Genomic DNA, 18046 nt, shown 5'->3' with positions numbered 1-18046 from the left:
CCTGCAACCATGATTAATGAAATGGAGGTATTGATCACCTCTTGGCCGTTACCTGACGGCGATCCCGCATACTGATACGCACCCGCGCACACTGCGCGACTCGGCTAGGCTACGGAGCATCATGCGTTACGGGCTGCTTCTCCTTAGCTGCCGCGGCGAGGGCCTGTAGTCGAGGCCGACCCCCTCCCCGCGGAGTTCGGTGTTGCTCGCACAGCGACCGTCGGCCGTCCTTCAGGACACTCCCGAGGAGCCCCCGCATCATGGCGATCAAGCCCAATCTGCAGCGCGCGACTTCCATGCCGGTCCACAAGTACGGCCAGTACGACCAGGTGGACATCCCCGACCGTACGTGGCCGGACAACCGCATCACGGTCGCTCCCCGCTGGCTCTCCACGGACCTGCGTGACGGCAACCAAGCGCTGATCGACCCGATGTCCCCCGCGCGCAAGCGCGAGATGTTCGACCTCCTGGTCCGCATGGGCTACAAGGAGATCGAGGTCGGCTTCCCCTCCTCGGGCCAGACCGACTTCGATTTCGTACGGTCGATCATCGAGGACGGCGCGATCCCGGACGACGTCACGATCTCCGTCCTGACGCAGGCCCGCGAAGAGCTGATCTCCCGCACCGTCGAGTCCCTGGTCGGCGCCAAGCGCGCCACCGTCCACCTGTACAACGCGACCGCGCCCGTCTGGCGCGAGGTCGTCTTCCGTGGCTCGAAGGACGCGGTCAAGCAGATCGCCGTCGACGGCACGCGCCTGGTCATGGAGTACGCGGAGAAGCTGCTTGGCCCGGAGACCACCTTCGGCTACCAGTACAGCCCCGAGATCTTCACGGACACCGAGCTGGACTTCGCCCTGGAGGTCTGCGAGGCCGTCTGCGACGTGTGGCAGCCCGCCGAGGGCCGCGAGATCATCCTCAACCTGCCCGCCACGGTGGAGCGTTCGACGCCCTCCACCCACGCGGACCGCTTCGAGTGGATGTCGCGCAACCTGACCCGGCGCGAGCACGTCTGCCTCTCCGTCCACCCGCACAACGACCGCGGCACCGCCGTCGCCGCCGCCGAGCTGGCCATCATGGCCGGCGCCGACCGCATCGAGGGCTGCCTGTTCGGGCAGGGCGAGCGCACCGGCAACGTCGACCTGGTCACGCTGGGCATGAACCTCTTCTCGCAGGGCGTGGACCCGCAGATCGACTTCTCCGACATCGACGAGATCCGCCGCACCGCCGAGTACTGCAACCAGATGGAGATCCACCCGCGCCACCCGTACGCGGGTGACCTCGTCTACACCGCCTTCTCCGGCTCCCATCAGGACGCCATCAAGAAGGGCTTCGAGGCGATGGGCATCCGCGCCGAGAAGCAGGGCAAGACGGTCGACGAGATCGAATGGGCCGTCCCGTACCTGCCCATCGACCCCAAGGACGTCGGCCGTTCCTACGAGGCCGTGATCCGCGTCAACTCGCAGTCCGGCAAGGGCGGCATCGCCTACGTCCTGCAGAACGACCACCACCTGGACCTGCCGCGCCGCATGCAGGTCGAGTTCTCCAAGATCATCCAGACGAAGACCGACACCGAGGGCGGCGAGGTCACGCCGGACGCGATCTGGGGCATCTTCCAGGACGAGTACCTGCCCAACCCGCAGAACCCGTGGGGCCGCATCCAGGTCAAGAACGGCCAGACCACCACCGACAAGGACGGCACGGACACACTGACCGTCGAGGCCAGCGTCGACGGCGCCGACACCGTCCTGACCGGCACCGGCAACGGCCCGATCTCGGCCTTCTTCAACGCCCTGCAGTCCATCGGCATCGACGTACGCCTCCTGGACTACCAGGAGCACACGATGAGTGAGGGAGCCTCCGCGCAGGCCGCGTCGTACATCGAGTGCGCGATCGGCGACAAGGTCCTGTGGGGCATCGGCATCGACGCGAATACGACACGTGCGTCGCTGAAGGCCGCGGTTTCCGCGGTGAACCGCGCGGCCCGCTGACCAGGGGCCCCGCGACTCCACTACGACACACAGCAGCGCCGGACGGGCTCGAATGGGCCCGTTCGGCGCTTTTGTGTGCGGCCGTGTCCAGGTCGTCTACCGGCCATCTCTCGTACAGGGTGCTGACGCCACATCAACAATGTGGCTAACATCACGCCCAACGCGGCAATGTTGCCGGGGCGTTACGGAGGTGCGCGGTGCTGCCAGATCGGGGACGAATCGGCCGGGAATCCCGCATCTTCGCCACGCCGGTTTCACGCGGGCGGGTCCTGCGCAGGCGCGTGCTCGGCGTGCACACGGCCTGGACCACCGTCGGGGACGGCGAGTTCTTCTGCTCCGGCTGCGGCGGTGACCGCAACTACCAGCGCCGCACCGGCCGTCGCCGCTTCGTCCTGCTCGGCGTCCCGGTCCTGCCGCGCGGCACCGCGGGCCCCATCGTCGAGTGCGCCGCCTGCGGCGACCACTTCGGCACGGACGTCCTCGACCACCCCACCACCACGCGCCTGTCGGCCATGGTGCGCGACTCCGTGCACACCATCGTCCTCGCGATCCTCGCGGCGGGCGGCACCTCCTCGCGCACGACGCTCGACGCGGCTGTCGGCGCACTGCGCGGCGCGGGGTACGACGACGCCTGCGAGGAGCAGCTCGTCGCCCTCGTCGAGGCCCTTGCCGCGGACACCGGCCGCGCCACCGAGCCCGACTGCGGCCCAGGGCTTGCCATTGAACTCCACGAGGCGCTCGGCCCGTTGGCCCCGCACCTCGCCCCGGGCGGCCGTGAGGCCCTGCTGCTCCAGGGCGCGCGCATCGCGCTCGCCGACGGCCCGTACACCCCCGCCGAGCGCGAGGTCCTCGCCACGGCAGGCGGTGCGCTGACCATCGGGGCGGACGAGGTGACGCGGCTGATGGTCGCGGCGCGGACGACGCACTTCTGATACCTGGCGGAATCCCCGGTTCCGTACTCCCGTGGGAGTAATGCGACGCCTGCGCCTCCCAGCGCCGTACACCCCAACTCGCCCTCGCGCCCGACGGATCACGCGACCCTCTCCGGAAGGGTTGGCACTGAACCTGCCAACCTGCCGGAAGGAGGCCCGTCATGCGGGCCGAACAGACCACCGCACGACGGCGACGAGCCGTGCCCTGGGTGTTCCTCGGGCTGTGGATAGCCGTCATCGCGCTCGCCGGGCCCTTCGCGTCGAAGCTGGCCGACGCCCAGCAGGACCGCGTCGTCGACTACCTCCCCGCCGGCGCCGACTCCACCCAAGTGGCGAAGATCCAGGACCAGTTGCCCGGCGGCGAGGCCACCGAACTGGTCCTCGTCTACCACCGTGACGGCGGCCTGACCGCGGCCGACCGTGAGACGGCGGCGGGACAGGTCGCCGAGATCGGCCGGGCGCACGAGCTCAGCGGCGGCGCCCCGCGCGCCGTACCGTCCAAGGACGGCACCACGCTGATGTACCCCGTGGCGACCACCGAGCCCGGCCACGACGAGAAGCTCAGGGAAGCCCTCGTCGACGACGTACGCGAAGTCGCCCGCGGCGAGGGCGGGTTGAGCGTCGACGTGGGCGGCGCGGGAGCGCTCGACACCGACGCGGGCAAGGTCTACGACTCCCTCGGCGGGCCGCTGCTCTACACCACCGCCGCGGTGGTCGCGATACTCCTGATCCTCATCTACCGCAGCCCGTTCCTGTGGCTGGTGCCGCTCGCCGTGGCAGGCATCGCGGACTACCTCGCGATGGGCGTCGCCTACGGCCTGCACGAAGGGCTCGGGACGTCCGTCAGCGGCCAGAGCAGCGGCGTCATGACGATCCTCGTGTTCGGCGCGGGCACCGACTACGCGCTGCTCATCGTCTCCCGCTACCGCGAGGAACTGCGCAGGATCGAGCGGCCCTACGACGCGATGACCGCCGCGCTGAAGGGATGCGGCCCGGCCGTGCTCGCCTCCTCGGGGACGGTCGCTGCGGGCCTCCTGTGCCTCCTCGCGGCCGACCTCAACAGCAGCCGGGGCATGGGCCCGCTCGGCACCGTCGGCGTGCTGTGCGCGCTCGCCGCGATGCTGACGCTGCTGCCCGCGCTCCTCGTCCTGCTCGGAAGGCGCGTGTTCTGGCCGCTCGTACCGGCCTTCGGCAGCCGGCCCAAGCAGCGGCGCAGCCTCTTCTCCATGATGGGAAGCTCGGCGGGACGCAGGCCCCTCACCGTGCTCGCGGGCGGCGCCGTCCTGCTCGGCGCGCTCGCCCTGGGCGCGCTGAACCTGCCGGGAGCGCTGAAGCAGGAGGACTCCTTCACCAAGACGCCCGACTCCGTCACCGCGATGGAGACCCTCGCCGAGGCCTACCCCGAACGCGGCACCCAGCCCATCACGGTGATGACCCCCGCGGACGGCGCCACCGCCGCCCTCGCCGACATCAAGGGCACGAAGGGCGTGGACAGCGCCGAGAAGGGCCGCACGGCGAAGGGCTGGACGGAGATCTCCGTGATCGCGACGTCCGCGCCCGAGTCGGCGGGGGAGACGGCGACGATCAAGGCGCTGCGGGCCGACCTCGACGGCTCGTACGTGGGCGGATCGAGCGCCCAGCAACTGGACCTGAAGGACACCAACGAACGGGACCGCCTGATCATCGTGCCGCTGGTCCTCGGGGCGGTCCTGCTGATCCTGGTGGCCCTGCTGCGGTCCCTCGTCGCGCCGCTGATGCTCCTCGCCGCGGTGGTCGCCGTATGGGGGGCCTCACTCGGCATCGCGGGCCTGGTCTTCGAGCCGCTGATGGGCTTCGAGGGCACGGACCCCGGGCTCGGCCTGCTGTCCTTCGTCTTCCTCGTCGCGCTGGGCGTGGACTACGGCATCTTCCTGATGCACCGCATGCGGGAGGAGTCCCTCGCCGGGGCCGAACCGGGAGCCGCCGCGCTGACCGCGCTGCGGACGACGGGCGGCGTCGTCGCGTCGGCGGGCCTGGTGCTCGCGGCGACCTTCGCGGTGCTCACCAACATGCCGCTGGTGCAGCTGGTCGAGCTGGGCTTCGTGATCGCGGTCGGGGTGCTCCTCGACACGTTCCTGGTGCGGACGTACCTGGTGACCAGCGCGAGCGTGGCGCTCGGCCGCAAGGTGTGGTGGCCGGGGAGCCTCTCGCGCCCCGCACCGGCCGCGGGCCCGGCCGCGCGGTCCGAGCCTCAACGGGTCCCCACCCCCTGACCGTTGACCGCCTCAGGGCGCCCCTTCTCTCCCGGAGGGGCGTCCTCGTACGGGAGGATGCAGCCGTGGGGGACATATCGCGGGTTCAGGAGGAGGCGCCGGCGCCGCGCGGGGTGCTGGCCTTCACGGGCGCCGTGCCCGGCAGCCGACGGGCGCTGCGCCACGACGCGCTGTTCGCCGCGGCGCTCGCGGTCCTGTCCGTCGCGCTCGGCGCGTTCGTCGAGGACGGGCGGCGCCCCGACCTCCTCGGGTGGAGCCTGCTGCTCGGCGCGCACGTGCCGCTGGTGTGGCGACGCAGCCGCCCCTTGCTCGTCCTGCTCGCCGTGGTCGCCTTCGTCGGTCCGTACCACGCCGTCGACTACACGCACATGGCCGCCGTCCCGGTGGGCATGGTCGCCCTCTACACCGTCTCCGTGTCAGGGCGCCCGCGCCGCGCCCTGATCACCGGCCTGCTCGTCGTCGGCATCATGCTGACCGTCAACGCGAGGGTGTCCCCGCACCAAGTCGCCGAAGTGCTGCGGATGTCCGGCTGGATCGTCTCCGTGCTGCTGCTCGGCGTGTATGTGCGCATCCACCGCCAGTACGTCGCCTCCGTACTGGAGCGGGCCCAGCGGGCGGAGCGTACGCGCGAGGAGGAGGCGCGGCGGCGGGTCGCCGAGGAACGCCTTCGGGTGGCCCGTGACCTGCACGACCTGCTGGCGCACAGCATCACTCTGGTCGGCGTCCAGACGTCCGTCGCGGCGCATGTGCTCACCGCGGACCCCGAGCGGCTCGACCGGACGGCGGTGGCCAGGGCCCTGGACGACATCGCCGACACCTGCCGTTCGGCGCGGGGGGAACTGCGGGCCACGTTGGAGGTGTTGAGGGCGGGAACGTCGGAGGAGTCGAGGGGCCCGCTGCCGGGGCTCGACGGTCTCGCCGATCTGGCGGAGGCGGCACGCACCTCCGGGGCCGAGGTCGATCTGGCGGTACGGGAGGTCGACGCGCCGCCTGCCGTGGGCGCGGCGGCCTATCGGATCGTGCAGGAGGCGCTGACGAACGCGGTACGGCACGGCGGCGGTCCCGGCCTCACGATCCGGGTGGGGGTAGGAGTTGCGGACGCCGCGCTGCGGGTGACGGTGACGGACGACGGCCGCCGGGCGGCCGAGGATCCCTCGCACACTCCTGGCTTCGGTCTCGTGGGCATGCGGGAGCGGGCCCGGAGTGTGGGGGGCACGTTGGAGGCAGGGCCCCGGGAGGGCGGGGGATTCGCGGTGTCGGCTGTGCTGCCGTTGGTGGCGGGGGGAACGCTGGGATGACGATTCGTGTGCTGCTCGCCGACGATCAGACGCTGGTACGGGCGGCGTTCGCGATGCTGGTCGAATCCGCGCCGGACATGGAGGTGGTGGGGCAGGCGGGGACCGGGCGCGCGGCGGTCGACCTGGCTCGGTCGGAGCGGGCGGACCTCATCGTGATGGACATCCGGATGCCGGATCTCGACGGGATCGAGGCGACGCGGCTCCTCGCGGAGGACGAGGACTTGGCCGGGGTGAAGGTGTTGATGCTGACGACGTACGACACGGACGAGCATGTCGTCGAGGCGTTGCGGGCGGGGGCGTCGGGGTTCCTGGTGAAGGACACGAGGCCGGGGGAGTTGCTCGAGGCGATCCGTACGGTGGCCGCGGGGGAGTCCCTCCTGTCGCCCGGCCCGACCTCACGCCTGATAGCCAGGGTCCTGCGGGCCCCGGAGCCCGCGGCTGCGGGGTCGGGTGGACCCGAGGGGCTCTCGGAGCGGGAGAGACAGGTGCTTTCGCTGGTGGCGCGGGGGCTCAACAATGCGGAGATCGCCGAGACGTTGGGGCTGAGCCCGCTGACGGCGAAGACTCATGTCAGCCGGATCATGGGGAAGTTGGGGGCGAGGGATCGGGCGCAGCTGGTGATCGTGGCGTATGAGTCGGGGTTGGTGCGGCCGGGGGTGGAAGGGGCGCGGTAACCCCCGAAGATGACCTCCGCCGGAGGGGCTGAAGTTCAGCCCCTCCGGCGTTTGAGGAGCGGGGTCCGGGGCGGAGCCCCAGTTTCGGGAAGGGGCGGGATCGGGGAAAGCCCCGCAGGGACCGTCCTTACAACAACCCCGCCCCCGCCAAAAACTTCCCCACCCGCTCAACCTCCCCCGCAGACAGCGGAACCTGCGGCTCCGCCGTAACCGGACAAGCGATCACCCCCCGCAGATGCAGCGCCGCCTTGAACGCCCCGAGCGCGGACGAGCTGCCGCCCATCCTCGCGGGATCCCCGACCCGCACCATCCCGAAAAGCCCGCACAACCGCTCCTGCTCCACCCGAGCCCGCCCCCAATCCCCCTCCCGGCAGTACCGATACAGCCGCGCATATCCCCCGGGGTCCACATTCCCCAACCCCGGAACCACCCCATCCGCCCCCATCGCAAGCGCCGCGTCCACCGTCGTCTCCGACCCCGTCAGCACACTGAACCCCGAGACGTCCGTCCGCCCCCGCGCCCCCAGCACGACCTCCCGGAAGTTCCCTTCGTCCCCGCTGGAGTCCTTCAGTCCGGCAAGGACCCCCTCCGCCGCCAGCTCCAGAACCAGCTCCGCGCCCAGTTTGGAGTGGACCGAGGCCGGCAGGTCGTACGCGAAGACCGGTACCGGTGAACCCGCCGCCACCAGGCGGAAGTGGCGGGCCACCTCGGCCGGGTGTGTGCGCGTGTAGAAGGGGGCCGTCACCACCACGCCGTCCGCTCCCGCCTCCGTCACCGCGCGGACGTGGTCGAGGACCCGTGGCGTCGCCATGTCGATCGCCCCTGCAAGCACCGGGAGTTGACCCCCCACATGGCCCGCCACCGTGTCGATCACCACCCTCCGCTGCCCGTCCGTCAGAAACGCCGTCTCCGACGACGAGCCGAGGACGAAGAGACCGTCGACCCCGCCCGCCACCAAGTGGTCGACAAGCCTGACGAGCGACGCCGTGTCCACCTCGCGCTCCGGTGTCAGAGGAGTGCAGACGGGCGGAACGACACCGGTCAGCGGGGTGGGCAGAGTCATGGAGTCTCCCTGGGGCTCGCGTCCGTGGCGGCGGACTGGATCACTAGCTCGTGCGTGGACTGGCCGTCCCGCACGGGGTGGTGGCAGCGGTAGCGGTGTCCGGACCCCTCCGTCGACACGGAGAACGCGAAGTCCGGCATGGTGGCGGCGCAGGCCTCGTCCGCCTTCCAGCACCGCGTACGGAACGGGCATCCGCTCGGCGGTCGCGTGGCCGACGGCACCGGGCCGACGAGCGGGATCGGGTCGATGGGGTCCAGGAGGCCGGGCGTCGCCGAGAACAGGGCCCGTGTGTAGGGGTGGCGTGCCCTGTCCAGGATCTCCTCCGCCGGCGACTCCTCCACGATCCTGCCCAGGTACATCGTGATGACCCGGTCACTCATCCTGCGCACCGTCTGGATGTCGTGCGACACGAAGACCAGGGCCAGGCCGAGCCGCTCCTTCAGGTCCAGGAGGAGGTTGAGGATCTGCGCGCGCACGGAGACGTCGAGCGCGCTCGTCGGCTCGTCCGCCACCACCAGCTCCGGTTCGAGCGCCAGCGCGCGGGCGATCGCCACGCGTTGGCGTTGTCCGCCGGACAGTTGTCCGGGCAATCCGTCCGCCAGGACCTTGGGGAGACCTACCAGGGACATCAACTCCCGCACTCGCTCGTTGCGTTGGGCCGTGGTCCCCACTCTGTGGACGTCCAGCGGGTCCCGGAGGATCTGCCGCACCGTCAGCCGGCGGTTCAGCGCCGTCGACGGGTCCTGGAAGATCATGCCGGTGTTCCGGCCGATCGCGGCCCGGCGCTCGGCGGGCTTCATCGTCCACAGGTCCCGGCCCCGGAAGGACACCGTGCCCGCCGTGGGCCGCTGCACCCCCACGAGCACCTTCGCGAGCGTCGACTTCCCGCACCCCGACTCGCCCACGACGCCCACCGTCTCGCCGGGCGCGATGGTCAGCTCGGCGCCGGTCAGGGCGTACACACGGTCACGCGACAGCAACCCGCCCGAGCGCGCCCGGTGCACGACATGCGCGTCGCTCAACGAGATCAGATCCGTACTCACTTGAGGGCCTCGCTTCCCCTGGGCTTCGGCACTCTCGGCGGCTGCTCCGCCGGATGGTGGCAGGCGATGGAGTGCCCGGCCCCGCCGACGAGTCGGGGCGCCGTCGTGCGGCACACCTCGCTCGCCAGGGGGCAGCGGTCCGCGAACCGGCAGCCCGCGGGGAAGTCGGCGGGCGAGGGGACGACGCCCTTGATCTGGGTCAGGCGTTCCGCCGCCGATTCCAGCGAGAGGACCGAGCCGAGCAGGCCCCGCGTGTAGTGGTGCGACGGCGCCTCGACGAGGTCCGCCGTCACGCCCGTCTCGACGATCTGGCCGCCGTACATCACCACCACCCGGTCGGTGACGTCCGCGACCAGAGCCAGGTCGTGCGATACGAGGATCAGCGCGAAGCCCAGCTCCTCGCGCAGCCGGAGCAGGAGCTGGATGACCTGGGCCTGCACCGTGACGTCCAGGGCCGTCGTCGGCTCGTCCGCGACGATCAGTTTCGGGTCGCGGGAGAGGGCCATCGCGATCAGGACCCGCTGCCGCTGGCCGCCGGAGAGTTCGTGCGGGTAGCTGCGCAGGGTGCGGTCCGGGTCAAGGCCGACCAGTTCGAGGAGCTCCACCGCCGTGCGGCGCCCTCCCCTTCGTACGACCTGTTTGAGCTGGGAGCGGACCGTCATCGCGGGGTTCAGGGACGAAAGGGCGTCCTGGTAGATCATTGCCATGTCGTGGCCGAGCAGCCTCCTGCGGGCCCGCATGGGCATGCCGATCAACTGCTGTCCGTCGAAGGTGACGTGGCCGCTGACACGTGCGCCCTTCGGCTCCAGGCCCATCACGGTCAGCGCGGTGAGCGACTTGCCGCAGCCCGACTCGCCCACCAGGCCGAGGACTTCACCCGGTCGCACGTGGAAGCTGATGCCGTCGACGATGTCCACACCGCCGTGGCGGCCGTCGAAGCCGATCGCGAGGTCGGAGACCGCCAGGACCGGATCTCCTTCCGGCAGTGGTCGCGCGCGTGAGCGCAGGCGCTGGGCCGCCTCCGTCAGGCCCGGCAGCTCAAGGACCTTGCCGCTGCCCGGCTCGGGGGCTTCGAGGCGGTCCTCCTTGCGGGCCGCGCCCGGCACGTCGCGCGTCGCGGGCGCCGCCCAGGCATCCGACACGCCCTCGGAGAGGATGTTCAGGGCGAGGACCGTGATCAGCATCAGGAGGCCGGGGAAGACGGTCGCCCACCAGCCGCCGAGCAGCACCATGTTCTTGCCGTCGGCGATGACGCTGCCCCAGGACGGGTCCGGCGGCCGTACGCCCGCGCCGATGAAGGACAGCGAGGCCTCGAAGACGATGGCCTCGGCGACCTGCACCGTGCAGAACACCAGGATCGGCGCGGCGCAGTTGATGGCCACGTGCTTGATGAGGATGTGCGGGGTGCGGGCGCCGACGATGCGTTCGGCGACGACATAGTCCTCGCCGTACTGATCCATCACGTTCGCGCGCACGACCCGTGCGATCGGCGGTGTGAACAGGAACGCGATGGCGCAGATCAGTACGAGGATGCCGCCCCCGAACACCGCCACGAGGACGGCCGCGAGCGCGATCCCGGGGAACGCCATGACGACGTCAAGGCACCGCATCAGCGTCTCGTCGACGGCCTTGCGCGAGGTCGCGGCGATGGCGCCGAGCACCGCGCCCACGATCAGGGCGAGCAGCGTCGCCCCGAGCCCGATCGCCAGGGACCAGCGGGCCCCGTACATCAGCCGGCTGAGGATGTCCCTGCCGAGACTGTCCTGCCCCATCCAGTGGTCGGCCGACGGGTGCCCCGTGCCGTCGACCTGCGGCTGCTGGTCGAGCGGGTCGTGCGGGGCGATCAGCGGCGCGAAGAGCGCCACGAGGACGACCACGCCCACGATGCCCACCGCGACGCGGGAGAGCAGGGGGAGGCGGCCCAGTGACCGCAGCCGGATGCCCGGCTGCGAGAGCCGTTCGGTCAGTGCCTTGCGCGACATGATCATCAAGCGGCCCCCCTCAGGCGCGGATTGACCAGCAGGTGGAGGATGTCGAGGACCAGGTTCACGACCACGAACCCGACCGCCGTCGTGATGACGACCCCCTGCACGACGGCCGGGTCGCCGTTCTTCACGGCGTCGATCATCAGCTTCCCCATGCCGGGCAGCGAGAAGATCGTCTCGATGACGACCGCGCCGCCCATCAGATAGCCGACGCGCAGACCGAGCACCGTCAGCGGGTTGATCAGGGCGTTGCGCAGGACGTTGCGGCCGACGACCACCACCGGCGGCAGACCGCTGCCGATCGCCGTCCGTACGTAGTCCTTGTCGAGCTCCTCGACGACGGCCGTACGGATGATGCGGGTGAGCCCGGCGGCCACGGGGAGCGAGAGTGCGAAGGCCGGCAGCGTCATCGTCTTCAGCCAACCGCTCAGTGAATCACCGGGGTTGACGTATCCGCCGGTCGGGAACCAACCCGCCTCCACCGCCAGATACTGGATCATGAGCAGCGCGAGCCAGAAGCCGGGCGCCGCCACGCCGGTCAGCGAGATGACGCGGATCAGCTGGTCGGGCAGCCGGTCGCGGTAGATCGCGGCGGTCACGCCGAGCAGCAGCGAGATGACCACCGCGATGCCGAGGCCCATGAAGGTCAGCTGCACGGTGAGCGGAAGCGCGGTGGTGACCTGGTCGACCACCGGTGAGCGGGTGAGCACGCTGATGCCCATGTCGCCCTGGACCAGATCACCGACGAAGGCGACATAGCGCACCGGCAGCGGATCGAGCAGTCCGTTGTCCTCGCGGAACTGCTGCAGCTGCTCCTCGGTCGGGTTGGCGCCCTGGAAGAACGCCGACGCCGGATCGACGTCCGAGAACCGCATCACGAGGAAGACGAACAGGACGATGCCGAGCAGCAGCGGGACGAGCAGTGCGAGGCGGCGGGCCAGGATTCTGACGATGGCGGTCACGTCGTACGACTCCCAACGGTCGTGCCGGAAGGGCTAGTCGGCCCATTTCGCTTGGAGGAGATTGATGCCGGGATAGGGCTGCGCCTTGATGCCGGTGAGCTTCTTCGGGTCCCAGGCGGTCATCAGCTCGTTGTGGACGACCGGATAGATCACGGCCTCCTCGGCGACGATGTCGATGTAGTCCTGGACCATCGCCTTCTTCTTCGTCGCGTCGGGCTCGCGCGTCGCCTGGTCCATGTCCTTGAAGAGCTTCTTGGCGGTGGAGTTGCCCGCCCAGCGGGCGTAGCCCATCCACAGGTTCTCGGGCCCGTAGTTGTAGTGCATGATCAGGTCGGCCTCGATGCCGAACTGGTTGGGGTTCGATGCGGCCGCGACGATCTGGTAGTCCTTCTTCTGGTCCATCTTGGTGAAGACCGCGGTGGTCTCCTGCGGATCCAGGGTCGTCTTGACGCCGATCGCGTCCCATGAGGCCTTGATGGTCGGCAGGCAGTCGACGATCCAACTCACGTTCACCGCCATGAGATTGATCGACAGATCCTTGACCCCGGCCTCCTTCAGGAGCTTCTTCGCCTTCTCGGGGTCGTACGCGTAGACCGTCTTCGCCGGGCGGTAGGAGGGGTTGGACTCGTTGAGGAACGACGTCGACGCCTTGCCGTGGCCCTTGAGCGCGACCTGGATCATCTTCTCGGTGTCGATGGCGTAGTGCAGGGCCTGGCGCACGCGTACGTCGTCGAAGGGCTTGTGCGCGGTGTTGAACATCAGGAACAGGTTGTTCATCCCCGCCCCGCCCTCGACCGTCAGCCCGCCCTTCTCCAACTGCTGGATGTTGGCGTACGGGATGTTGTCCGCGATCTCCGAGTCCGCGCTGCCGCCGGAGATCTTCGCGACGCGGGGGGCCGCGTCCACGATGGTCAGCCAGTTCATCTTCTTGAAGGCGGCCTTGCGCGGGCCGTTGTAGTCGGCGAAGGCCTCGAAGGTGGTGTTGGACTTCGCGTGGTGCGACGCCTGCTTGTACGGGCCCGAGCCCACCGCCTTGCCCTTGGTCGCCTCGTCCCAGGCGCCGGGCTTGGAGTAGACGTGCTTCGGCATGATCTTGGCGAGCGAGAGCCGGGCAAGCCCATCAGGGAACGGGAACTTCAGAACCAGCTCGACGGAGGTCGCGTCGACCTTCTTGACCTCCTTCAGCCAGCTCTCGAAGAAGCCCTTGGCCAAGGTCTGCGTCTTCGGGTCCAGGATGCGGTCGAAGACGAACACCACGTCGTCGGCGGTGACGGGCTTCCCGTCGTGCCACTTGGCGCCGGGCCGCAGCGTGAACTTCCAGGTGGTCGCCTTGTCGTCGGTGGGGATCTCCGTGGCGAGCGCGGCATACGGCTCGCGGGTGATGGGGTCGGTGTTGAGCAGCCCCTCGTAGATGTGCTCGTTGCCGGCCATCGCGAAGGCGGACGCGGTCTGCGTCGGGTCCCAACTGCCGTCGTTCCCATAGCCGATGACGGCGGTGAGGGTGGAGCCGGCGCCCTTGCCGCCGCCCCCTCCGGCGTCGTTCGTGGACTCGGGCCCCGACGAGCAGGCGGAGAGCGTGGTGGTGATGGCGGCGGCCGCGCCCAGCGCACCGGTGTACTTGATGAAGGACCGGCGGTCCGGTGCGGGTCCGGTGTGTCCGGTGGAGCTGAACGCCGCCCCGGCGGAGCTGGACGCCGTCCCGGCGGAGCCGATGCTGGTCTTCTGGTCGTCGCTCACTGTGTCTCCCTTGCTCCTTGAGAGATCCCACGTCCTACGTCGTGGTGGCGTGGCGACCATAAGAGCGCCGCGATGGCCGGTCAAGAGATCGCGCACGGATCGCATTCCGGACTCTTCGGGGCTCCGTGCAGATGATCTCGCTCCGGAGGTGGGACGTGGGATGTCATGCGGGCCTACGATGTGCCGCATGCCTCAGGAGCCAGTACGCGAACGGCGCGTGGGCAGCCAAGTCCAGCGCGCGGTCATGCAGTTGATCCTCGATCGGAGACTCCGTCCGGGCGCGTCGCTGCCCACCGAGGCCGAGCTGATGGAAGAGCTGGGGGTCAGCAGGAACTCGGTGCGCGAGGCACTCAAGGCGCTCCAGGCCCTGGACATAGTGGAGATCAGACACGGCTACGGGACGTACGTGGGCCAGGCATCACTGACCCCCCTGGCCGACGGCCTGACGTTCCGCGCACTGGCGCAACTCACGGACGACACCCACGCGCTGGCGGAGATCCTCCAGGTGCGTGAGGTCCTGGAGGAGGGCCTCGTCCGCCGGGTGGCGGTGCTCCTGACGGACGAGGAGCTGTGCGAACTGGAGGCGCTGGTCCGCAAGATGGAGGAATCGGCGGACGGAGGCGCGGCTTTCCCGGACCTCGACCGCGAGTTCCACGAGACGCTCTACCGCTCGCTCGGCAACGAGCTGGTGCCGCAGCTGCTCGGCGCGTTCTGGAACGTCTTCAACCGGGTGGCGGGCGTACGCGGCTGGGCCCGCGACCCGGCGCCGGACGTGACGGTACGCAGGCACAGGGACATAGTGACGGCGCTGCGGGCACGGGACGTGGCGGGCGCGCAGCGGGCGATGGCGGATCACTTCCGGGGGATCGCGGCGCGGTCGGGGGAGGGGTCTCGGGGGGTGGGGTGAGGCGCGGTGACCCCGCGGGGTGCCGGATATTTCCGGTGCGGCGGCGGGAGTCGCAGGGTTAGCGTTCCGCCATGCCCGAACTGCAGCGTCTGCGCTCCGACCATGCATCTGCCGTGCTTGCCTTCGAGCGGGAGAACCGGGAGTACTTCGCTCGGTCCGTCCCCGACCGCGGCGACGCGTACTTCGCCGAGTTCGCCGCCCGGCATGCGGCCCTGCTGGCCGAACAGGACGCGGGTGCCTGTCACTTCCATGTCCTGGTGGCTGGTGACGGTGCCGTTGTCGGGAGGGTCAACCTCGTCGACGTGGAGGGCGGGGAAGCTGAGCTCGGCTATCGCATCGCCGAGAGCGCGGCGGGGCGCGGCCTCGCCACGAGCGCGGTACGCCAGCTGTGCGGGGTCGCTGCCGCGGAGTACGGGCTTACTGCCCTGCGGGCGGCTACGGATACGGGGAACGTGGGGTCGCGGGCCGTGCTGGTGCGTGCGGGGTTTGTGGTGGTGGGTGTGGGTCCGGGGGACGGTGGTGAGATCCGGTACCGCAGGGAGGGGCTGGGGTCCTGATTTTCACCGCGGGTCGGTGGGGTTTGGTCGCGCAGTTCCCCGCGCCCCTGGTTACGTGGCGCTGACGCCTGCCACGAACGCGGCCCACGGCTTGGCGCCCAGCAGGAGGACGGGGCCTTCGGGGTTCTTGCTGTCCCGCACGGGGACGATGCCGGGGACTCCGTCGGCAACCTCGACGCAACTGCCGCCGTTGCCATCGCTGTAGGTGCTCTTGCGCCAGCGTGCGGCGCCGATGAAGTCGTAGGCGACCTCGACGCAGTTGCCGCCGTCACCGTTGCTGTACGTGCTCTTGTACCAGTGTGCGGTGCTCAGGTCGTACTCGTACATCGTCTGTAGTCCTCAGCCGCCGACTCGATCAGGGCGAGGGACGCCTCCGGCGACAAAGCGGCGGCCCTAAGCAGATCGTAAGTCGCATGGGCACGCTTGACCACGGCTGGTTCGACGTGAGCGAAATAATCGGCATACCGCTTGTCATCGATCAGCTTGCGGCACATCCGCTCGAAAATACCGTCGGATTGCAGAATCTCGTCGATCCGCTGCGCGACATCCAACTGCGGTTTGCGAATTGCCTGTTCGAATTGGCCGATGTACGCACCGGACACAAAGACCTGAAGCCCCAGCGCGGACTGCGTGAGCCCCGCGTCCTCCCGGCGCCTCTTCAACTCGGCCCCGAAGAACTCCCAAGCCGCCTGTCGCGAACCATTGGCCACGGCCAACCACCCTTCACTGCCCCGCAGTTGTAGAGAGCAGACCCCTCACGAGTGTAGGCCGGACCCGTCACCATCGAGACACGAAGCGTGAAGTCCGATGGGAAAGGGGAGTCACGTCATGGCTGAAAGCAAGGCGCACTCGACGCTATGCGTCGAAGAAGCGGAGGAGACCGTGAAAGAATTGCGTGCCGCACTCGCACGGGCCGGAATTATTCTTCCGTCATTGCGGATCGACCCCACATCCTGGGCCCGTGAAGCCCCCTGTCCGATCATCGAATTGGGCGGATGTTCCGTCGACGTAGGGACACGCCTCGCGGCGGTCCTGCCACGTGGCGAAGGCGAGGTGCCACGGTGAACCTGTATCTGCCCATCGGCGCCTACGCCGTGGACACCCGCACCGGCCAGGTCGGCAGGGTCATGGGTCACGAAGGGCCCTACACGCAGCTGCGCCCCTTCGGCGGCGGGCGGGAGTGGGACTGCACGCCGGACGCGCTCAGAACCGCCACCGAATCGGAGCGGCTCCGCGCCGCGACCGCCTATGCGAACGCACGAAGTCGGGGCGAAGTGCCGTGAAGTAGTGTGCGGGCGCATGGCGATATGGAGGAAGTGGAACAAGCCGAGGGTCGAGTCCAAGTACTCGACACCGCTCACCACGCACCAGCTCTGGATGGTGTCGCTGAGCGCGCCGGTGAGCCGCGACAAGGACGCGTCCCGGACGACCCTGTATCCGTTCACCCGCATCGACGACGGCAAGGCCGAGAAGTGGCTCGCCGATCAGTGGGAGATCACCGCGCCCGAGCAGCTGCTCGGGCGCCTGGCCGGGCTCGCGAACACCGGCTACCGGGCCATGGCCCAGCGCCGCACCGGCGTCGCCCCGCTGGCCTGGGACATCGCGCTCTACGTGGACATCTCACGGCGCGGCTTCGCCTGCGGGATGCTGAGCGAGACCGATACCTGGAACCGGCTCAAGAACGTCGTGCCGGCGGTCGCGGGGACGTACGCCTCCTGGAAGGAGTACGCCGACCACTACCTCCTCGGCAGGGAGGTCTGGCGCGACAGCCTCAGGGGCACGGAGAGCGAGAGCTTCCCCGCCCCCCAGGCCGTCTCCGACGCCCACCTCCAGGCGCTCCTGGACCCGGCGAACCGCGCGAGCCCGTGGAACCTCGCCCCCTGGGAAGCCATCAGCCACCCCGACCAGGTCCGGCGGGCCCGCAGGGGCTAGTGCGCCTGCGGCTTCGACGGGGTCAGCTCGCTCGGCCGCACGATGACGTAACCCTCGCCCCGCAGCAGCAACTGCACCGCTTCCCCTGAACCGCCCCTGATCATCGAGCCGATGGACTGCGAGCGGTGCAGCGAGGTGTCCAGGTTCGCCGTCCAGCCGACCACCGCGTCCGTGTCGACGTACACCGGCTGCTGCGGCGACACCGGGATCACCAGCGGGTTGCCGTCGCAGACCAGGCCGAGCTGACCGGCCCCGGTGAAGACACTGTTGAAGAGGCCGCCGCCGGTGACGCCCGCGCCCTTCACCGTCTTGATCTCGTACGAGAGCGTCGCGTCGAAGCACAGGACGTTGCGGCCGTTGACGGTGAGGACGTCGCCCGGCTCGATGTCGACGATGAAGCAGTTCTGCGCCTCGTGCGCGAACCACGCCTCGCCCTGCCCGCGCACCGCCATCAGCGGAAGACCCTCACCGGTCACCGCACGCTTGAGCATGCCGCCCACGCCCTGGCCCTTGCGCTCGAACTGCAGGTCGCCGCGGTAGGCGATCATCGCGCCCTGCCGGGCGTGCATCTCGCCGTTGACCGCGTACTTGATGGACGTGGCGTTCTGCAGGGTCATCCCGGGGACGACGGACTGCTGCGCCATGTGCTCCGTGGAGAACAGCTCACTCTTCATGCGGGCAGTTTGTCAGGTGTGGGTGGTTCAGTCAGGGGCCGG

Annotated in this window: 18 protein-coding genes; 10 read left to right on the top strand and 8 right to left on the bottom strand. The window is 69.7% G+C overall.

All coding sequences use genetic code 11. The features are described 5' to 3' along the window. Positions 1-260: 260 nt before the first annotated feature. The 5 genes from leuA to AC5P1C_RS07865 all read left to right on the top strand — a co-directional run bounded on the left by leuA (position 261) and on the right by AC5P1C_RS07865 (position 7144). Complete coding sequence (leuA, locus tag AC5P1C_RS07885) at positions 261-1988, top strand: 2-isopropylmalate synthase (RefSeq protein ID WP_493864917.1); 1728 nt, start codon at positions 261-263, stop codon at positions 1986-1988. 197 nt (positions 1989-2185) lie between these two features. Next, complete coding sequence (locus AC5P1C_RS07880; protein WP_493864916.1) at positions 2186-2920, top strand: TerB family tellurite resistance protein; 735 nt, start codon at positions 2186-2188, stop codon at positions 2918-2920. Positions 2921-3081: 161 nt separating this feature from the next. Beyond that, positions 3082-5172: an MMPL family transporter gene (locus AC5P1C_RS07875; protein ID WP_493864915.1), complete on the top strand. Its 2091-nt coding sequence runs from the start codon at positions 3082-3084 to the stop codon at positions 5170-5172. A 113-nt stretch (positions 5173-5285) separates the two neighbouring features. Continuing rightward, on the top strand, positions 5286-6470 hold the full coding sequence (locus AC5P1C_RS07870; protein WP_493864992.1) for a sensor histidine kinase: 1185 nt from the start codon (positions 5286-5288) through the stop codon (positions 6468-6470). After that, positions 6467-7144, top strand: a complete 678-nt coding sequence (locus AC5P1C_RS07865; protein WP_493864914.1) for a response regulator — start codon at positions 6467-6469, stop codon at positions 7142-7144. The genes AC5P1C_RS07870 and AC5P1C_RS07865 overlap by 4 nt, the downstream gene beginning before the upstream one ends. A gap of 127 nt (positions 7145-7271) precedes the next feature. Here the strand turns inward: AC5P1C_RS07865 and AC5P1C_RS07860 are convergent, their stop codons facing one another. Genes AC5P1C_RS07860 through AC5P1C_RS07840 form a run of 5 tightly spaced genes read right to left on the bottom strand, consistent with a single transcriptional unit; the run spans position 7272 to position 13910 of the window. Beyond that, on the bottom strand, positions 7272-8207 hold the full coding sequence (locus tag AC5P1C_RS07860; protein ID WP_493864913.1) for a dihydrodipicolinate synthase family protein: 936 nt from the start codon (positions 8205-8207) through the stop codon (positions 7272-7274). Continuing rightward, positions 8204-9250: an oligopeptide/dipeptide ABC transporter ATP-binding protein gene (locus tag AC5P1C_RS07855; protein WP_493864912.1), complete on the bottom strand. Its 1047-nt coding sequence runs from the start codon at positions 9248-9250 to the stop codon at positions 8204-8206. Before AC5P1C_RS07855 ends, AC5P1C_RS07860 begins: the two co-directional genes overlap by 4 nt. Further along, complete coding sequence (locus AC5P1C_RS07850; protein WP_493864911.1) at positions 9247-11238, bottom strand: dipeptide/oligopeptide/nickel ABC transporter permease/ATP-binding protein; 1992 nt, start codon at positions 11236-11238, stop codon at positions 9247-9249. The genes AC5P1C_RS07855 and AC5P1C_RS07850 overlap by 4 nt, the downstream gene beginning before the upstream one ends. Continuing rightward, on the bottom strand, positions 11238-12197 hold the full coding sequence (locus tag AC5P1C_RS07845) for an ABC transporter permease (protein WP_493864910.1): 960 nt from the start codon (positions 12195-12197) through the stop codon (positions 11238-11240). Before AC5P1C_RS07845 ends, AC5P1C_RS07850 begins: the two co-directional genes overlap by 1 nt. Positions 12198-12230: 33 nt before the next feature. Beyond that, positions 12231-13910 carry an ABC transporter substrate-binding protein gene (locus tag AC5P1C_RS07840; RefSeq protein WP_493864991.1) on the bottom strand — a complete coding sequence of 560 codons (1680 nt, stop codon included), beginning with the start codon at positions 13908-13910 and terminating at the stop codon, positions 12231-12233. Positions 13911-14112: 202 nt separating this feature from the next. Here AC5P1C_RS07840 and AC5P1C_RS07835 point away from each other — a divergent pair, with 202 nt between their 5' ends. Next, on the top strand, positions 14113-14841 hold the full coding sequence (locus tag AC5P1C_RS07835; RefSeq protein ID WP_493864990.1) for a FadR/GntR family transcriptional regulator: 729 nt from the start codon (positions 14113-14115) through the stop codon (positions 14839-14841). A gap of 71 nt (positions 14842-14912) precedes the next feature. Next, complete coding sequence (locus AC5P1C_RS07830) at positions 14913-15398, top strand: GNAT family N-acetyltransferase (protein WP_493864909.1); 486 nt, start codon at positions 14913-14915, stop codon at positions 15396-15398. A gap of 51 nt (positions 15399-15449) precedes the next feature. Here the strand turns inward: AC5P1C_RS07830 and AC5P1C_RS07825 are convergent, their stop codons facing one another. Beyond that, positions 15450-15725, bottom strand: coding sequence for a DUF397 domain-containing protein (locus AC5P1C_RS07825; RefSeq protein ID WP_493864908.1), 276 nt, complete (start codon positions 15723-15725; stop codon positions 15450-15452). Next, positions 15707-16108 carry a helix-turn-helix domain-containing protein gene (locus tag AC5P1C_RS07820; protein WP_493864907.1) on the bottom strand — a complete coding sequence of 134 codons (402 nt, stop codon included), beginning with the start codon at positions 16106-16108 and terminating at the stop codon, positions 15707-15709. Before AC5P1C_RS07820 ends, AC5P1C_RS07825 begins: the two co-directional genes overlap by 19 nt. Before the next feature lie 118 nt (positions 16109-16226). On the opposite strand from AC5P1C_RS07820, the gene AC5P1C_RS07815 reads away from it, so the two are divergent. The 3 genes from AC5P1C_RS07815 to AC5P1C_RS07805 are packed head-to-tail and all read left to right on the top strand — an operon-like array spanning position 16227 to position 17330. Next, entirely contained in the window at positions 16227-16463 is a 237-nt protein-coding gene (locus tag AC5P1C_RS07815) for a hypothetical protein (protein WP_493864906.1), read from the top strand. Positions 16464-16465: 2 nt separating this feature from the next. After that, positions 16466-16681: a hypothetical protein gene (locus tag AC5P1C_RS07810; protein ID WP_493864989.1), complete on the top strand. Its 216-nt coding sequence runs from the start codon at positions 16466-16468 to the stop codon at positions 16679-16681. 16 nt (positions 16682-16697) lie between these two features. Next, positions 16698-17330 (top strand): DUF1266 domain-containing protein, encoded by a 633-nt coding sequence (locus tag AC5P1C_RS07805; protein ID WP_493864905.1) that lies wholly within the window; start codon positions 16698-16700, stop codon positions 17328-17330. Here the strand turns inward: AC5P1C_RS07805 and AC5P1C_RS07800 are convergent. Beyond that, positions 17327-18004, bottom strand: coding sequence for an AIM24 family protein (locus AC5P1C_RS07800; protein WP_493864904.1), 678 nt, complete (start codon positions 18002-18004; stop codon positions 17327-17329). The genes AC5P1C_RS07805 and AC5P1C_RS07800 overlap by 4 nt on opposite strands. Positions 18005-18046 lie beyond the last annotated feature (42 nt).

This window comes from Streptomyces sp. A18 (genome assembly GCF_059026065.1).
Note: the sequence above shows the minus strand (reverse complement) of the source record. Positions and strands in the feature narration are given on the sequence as shown.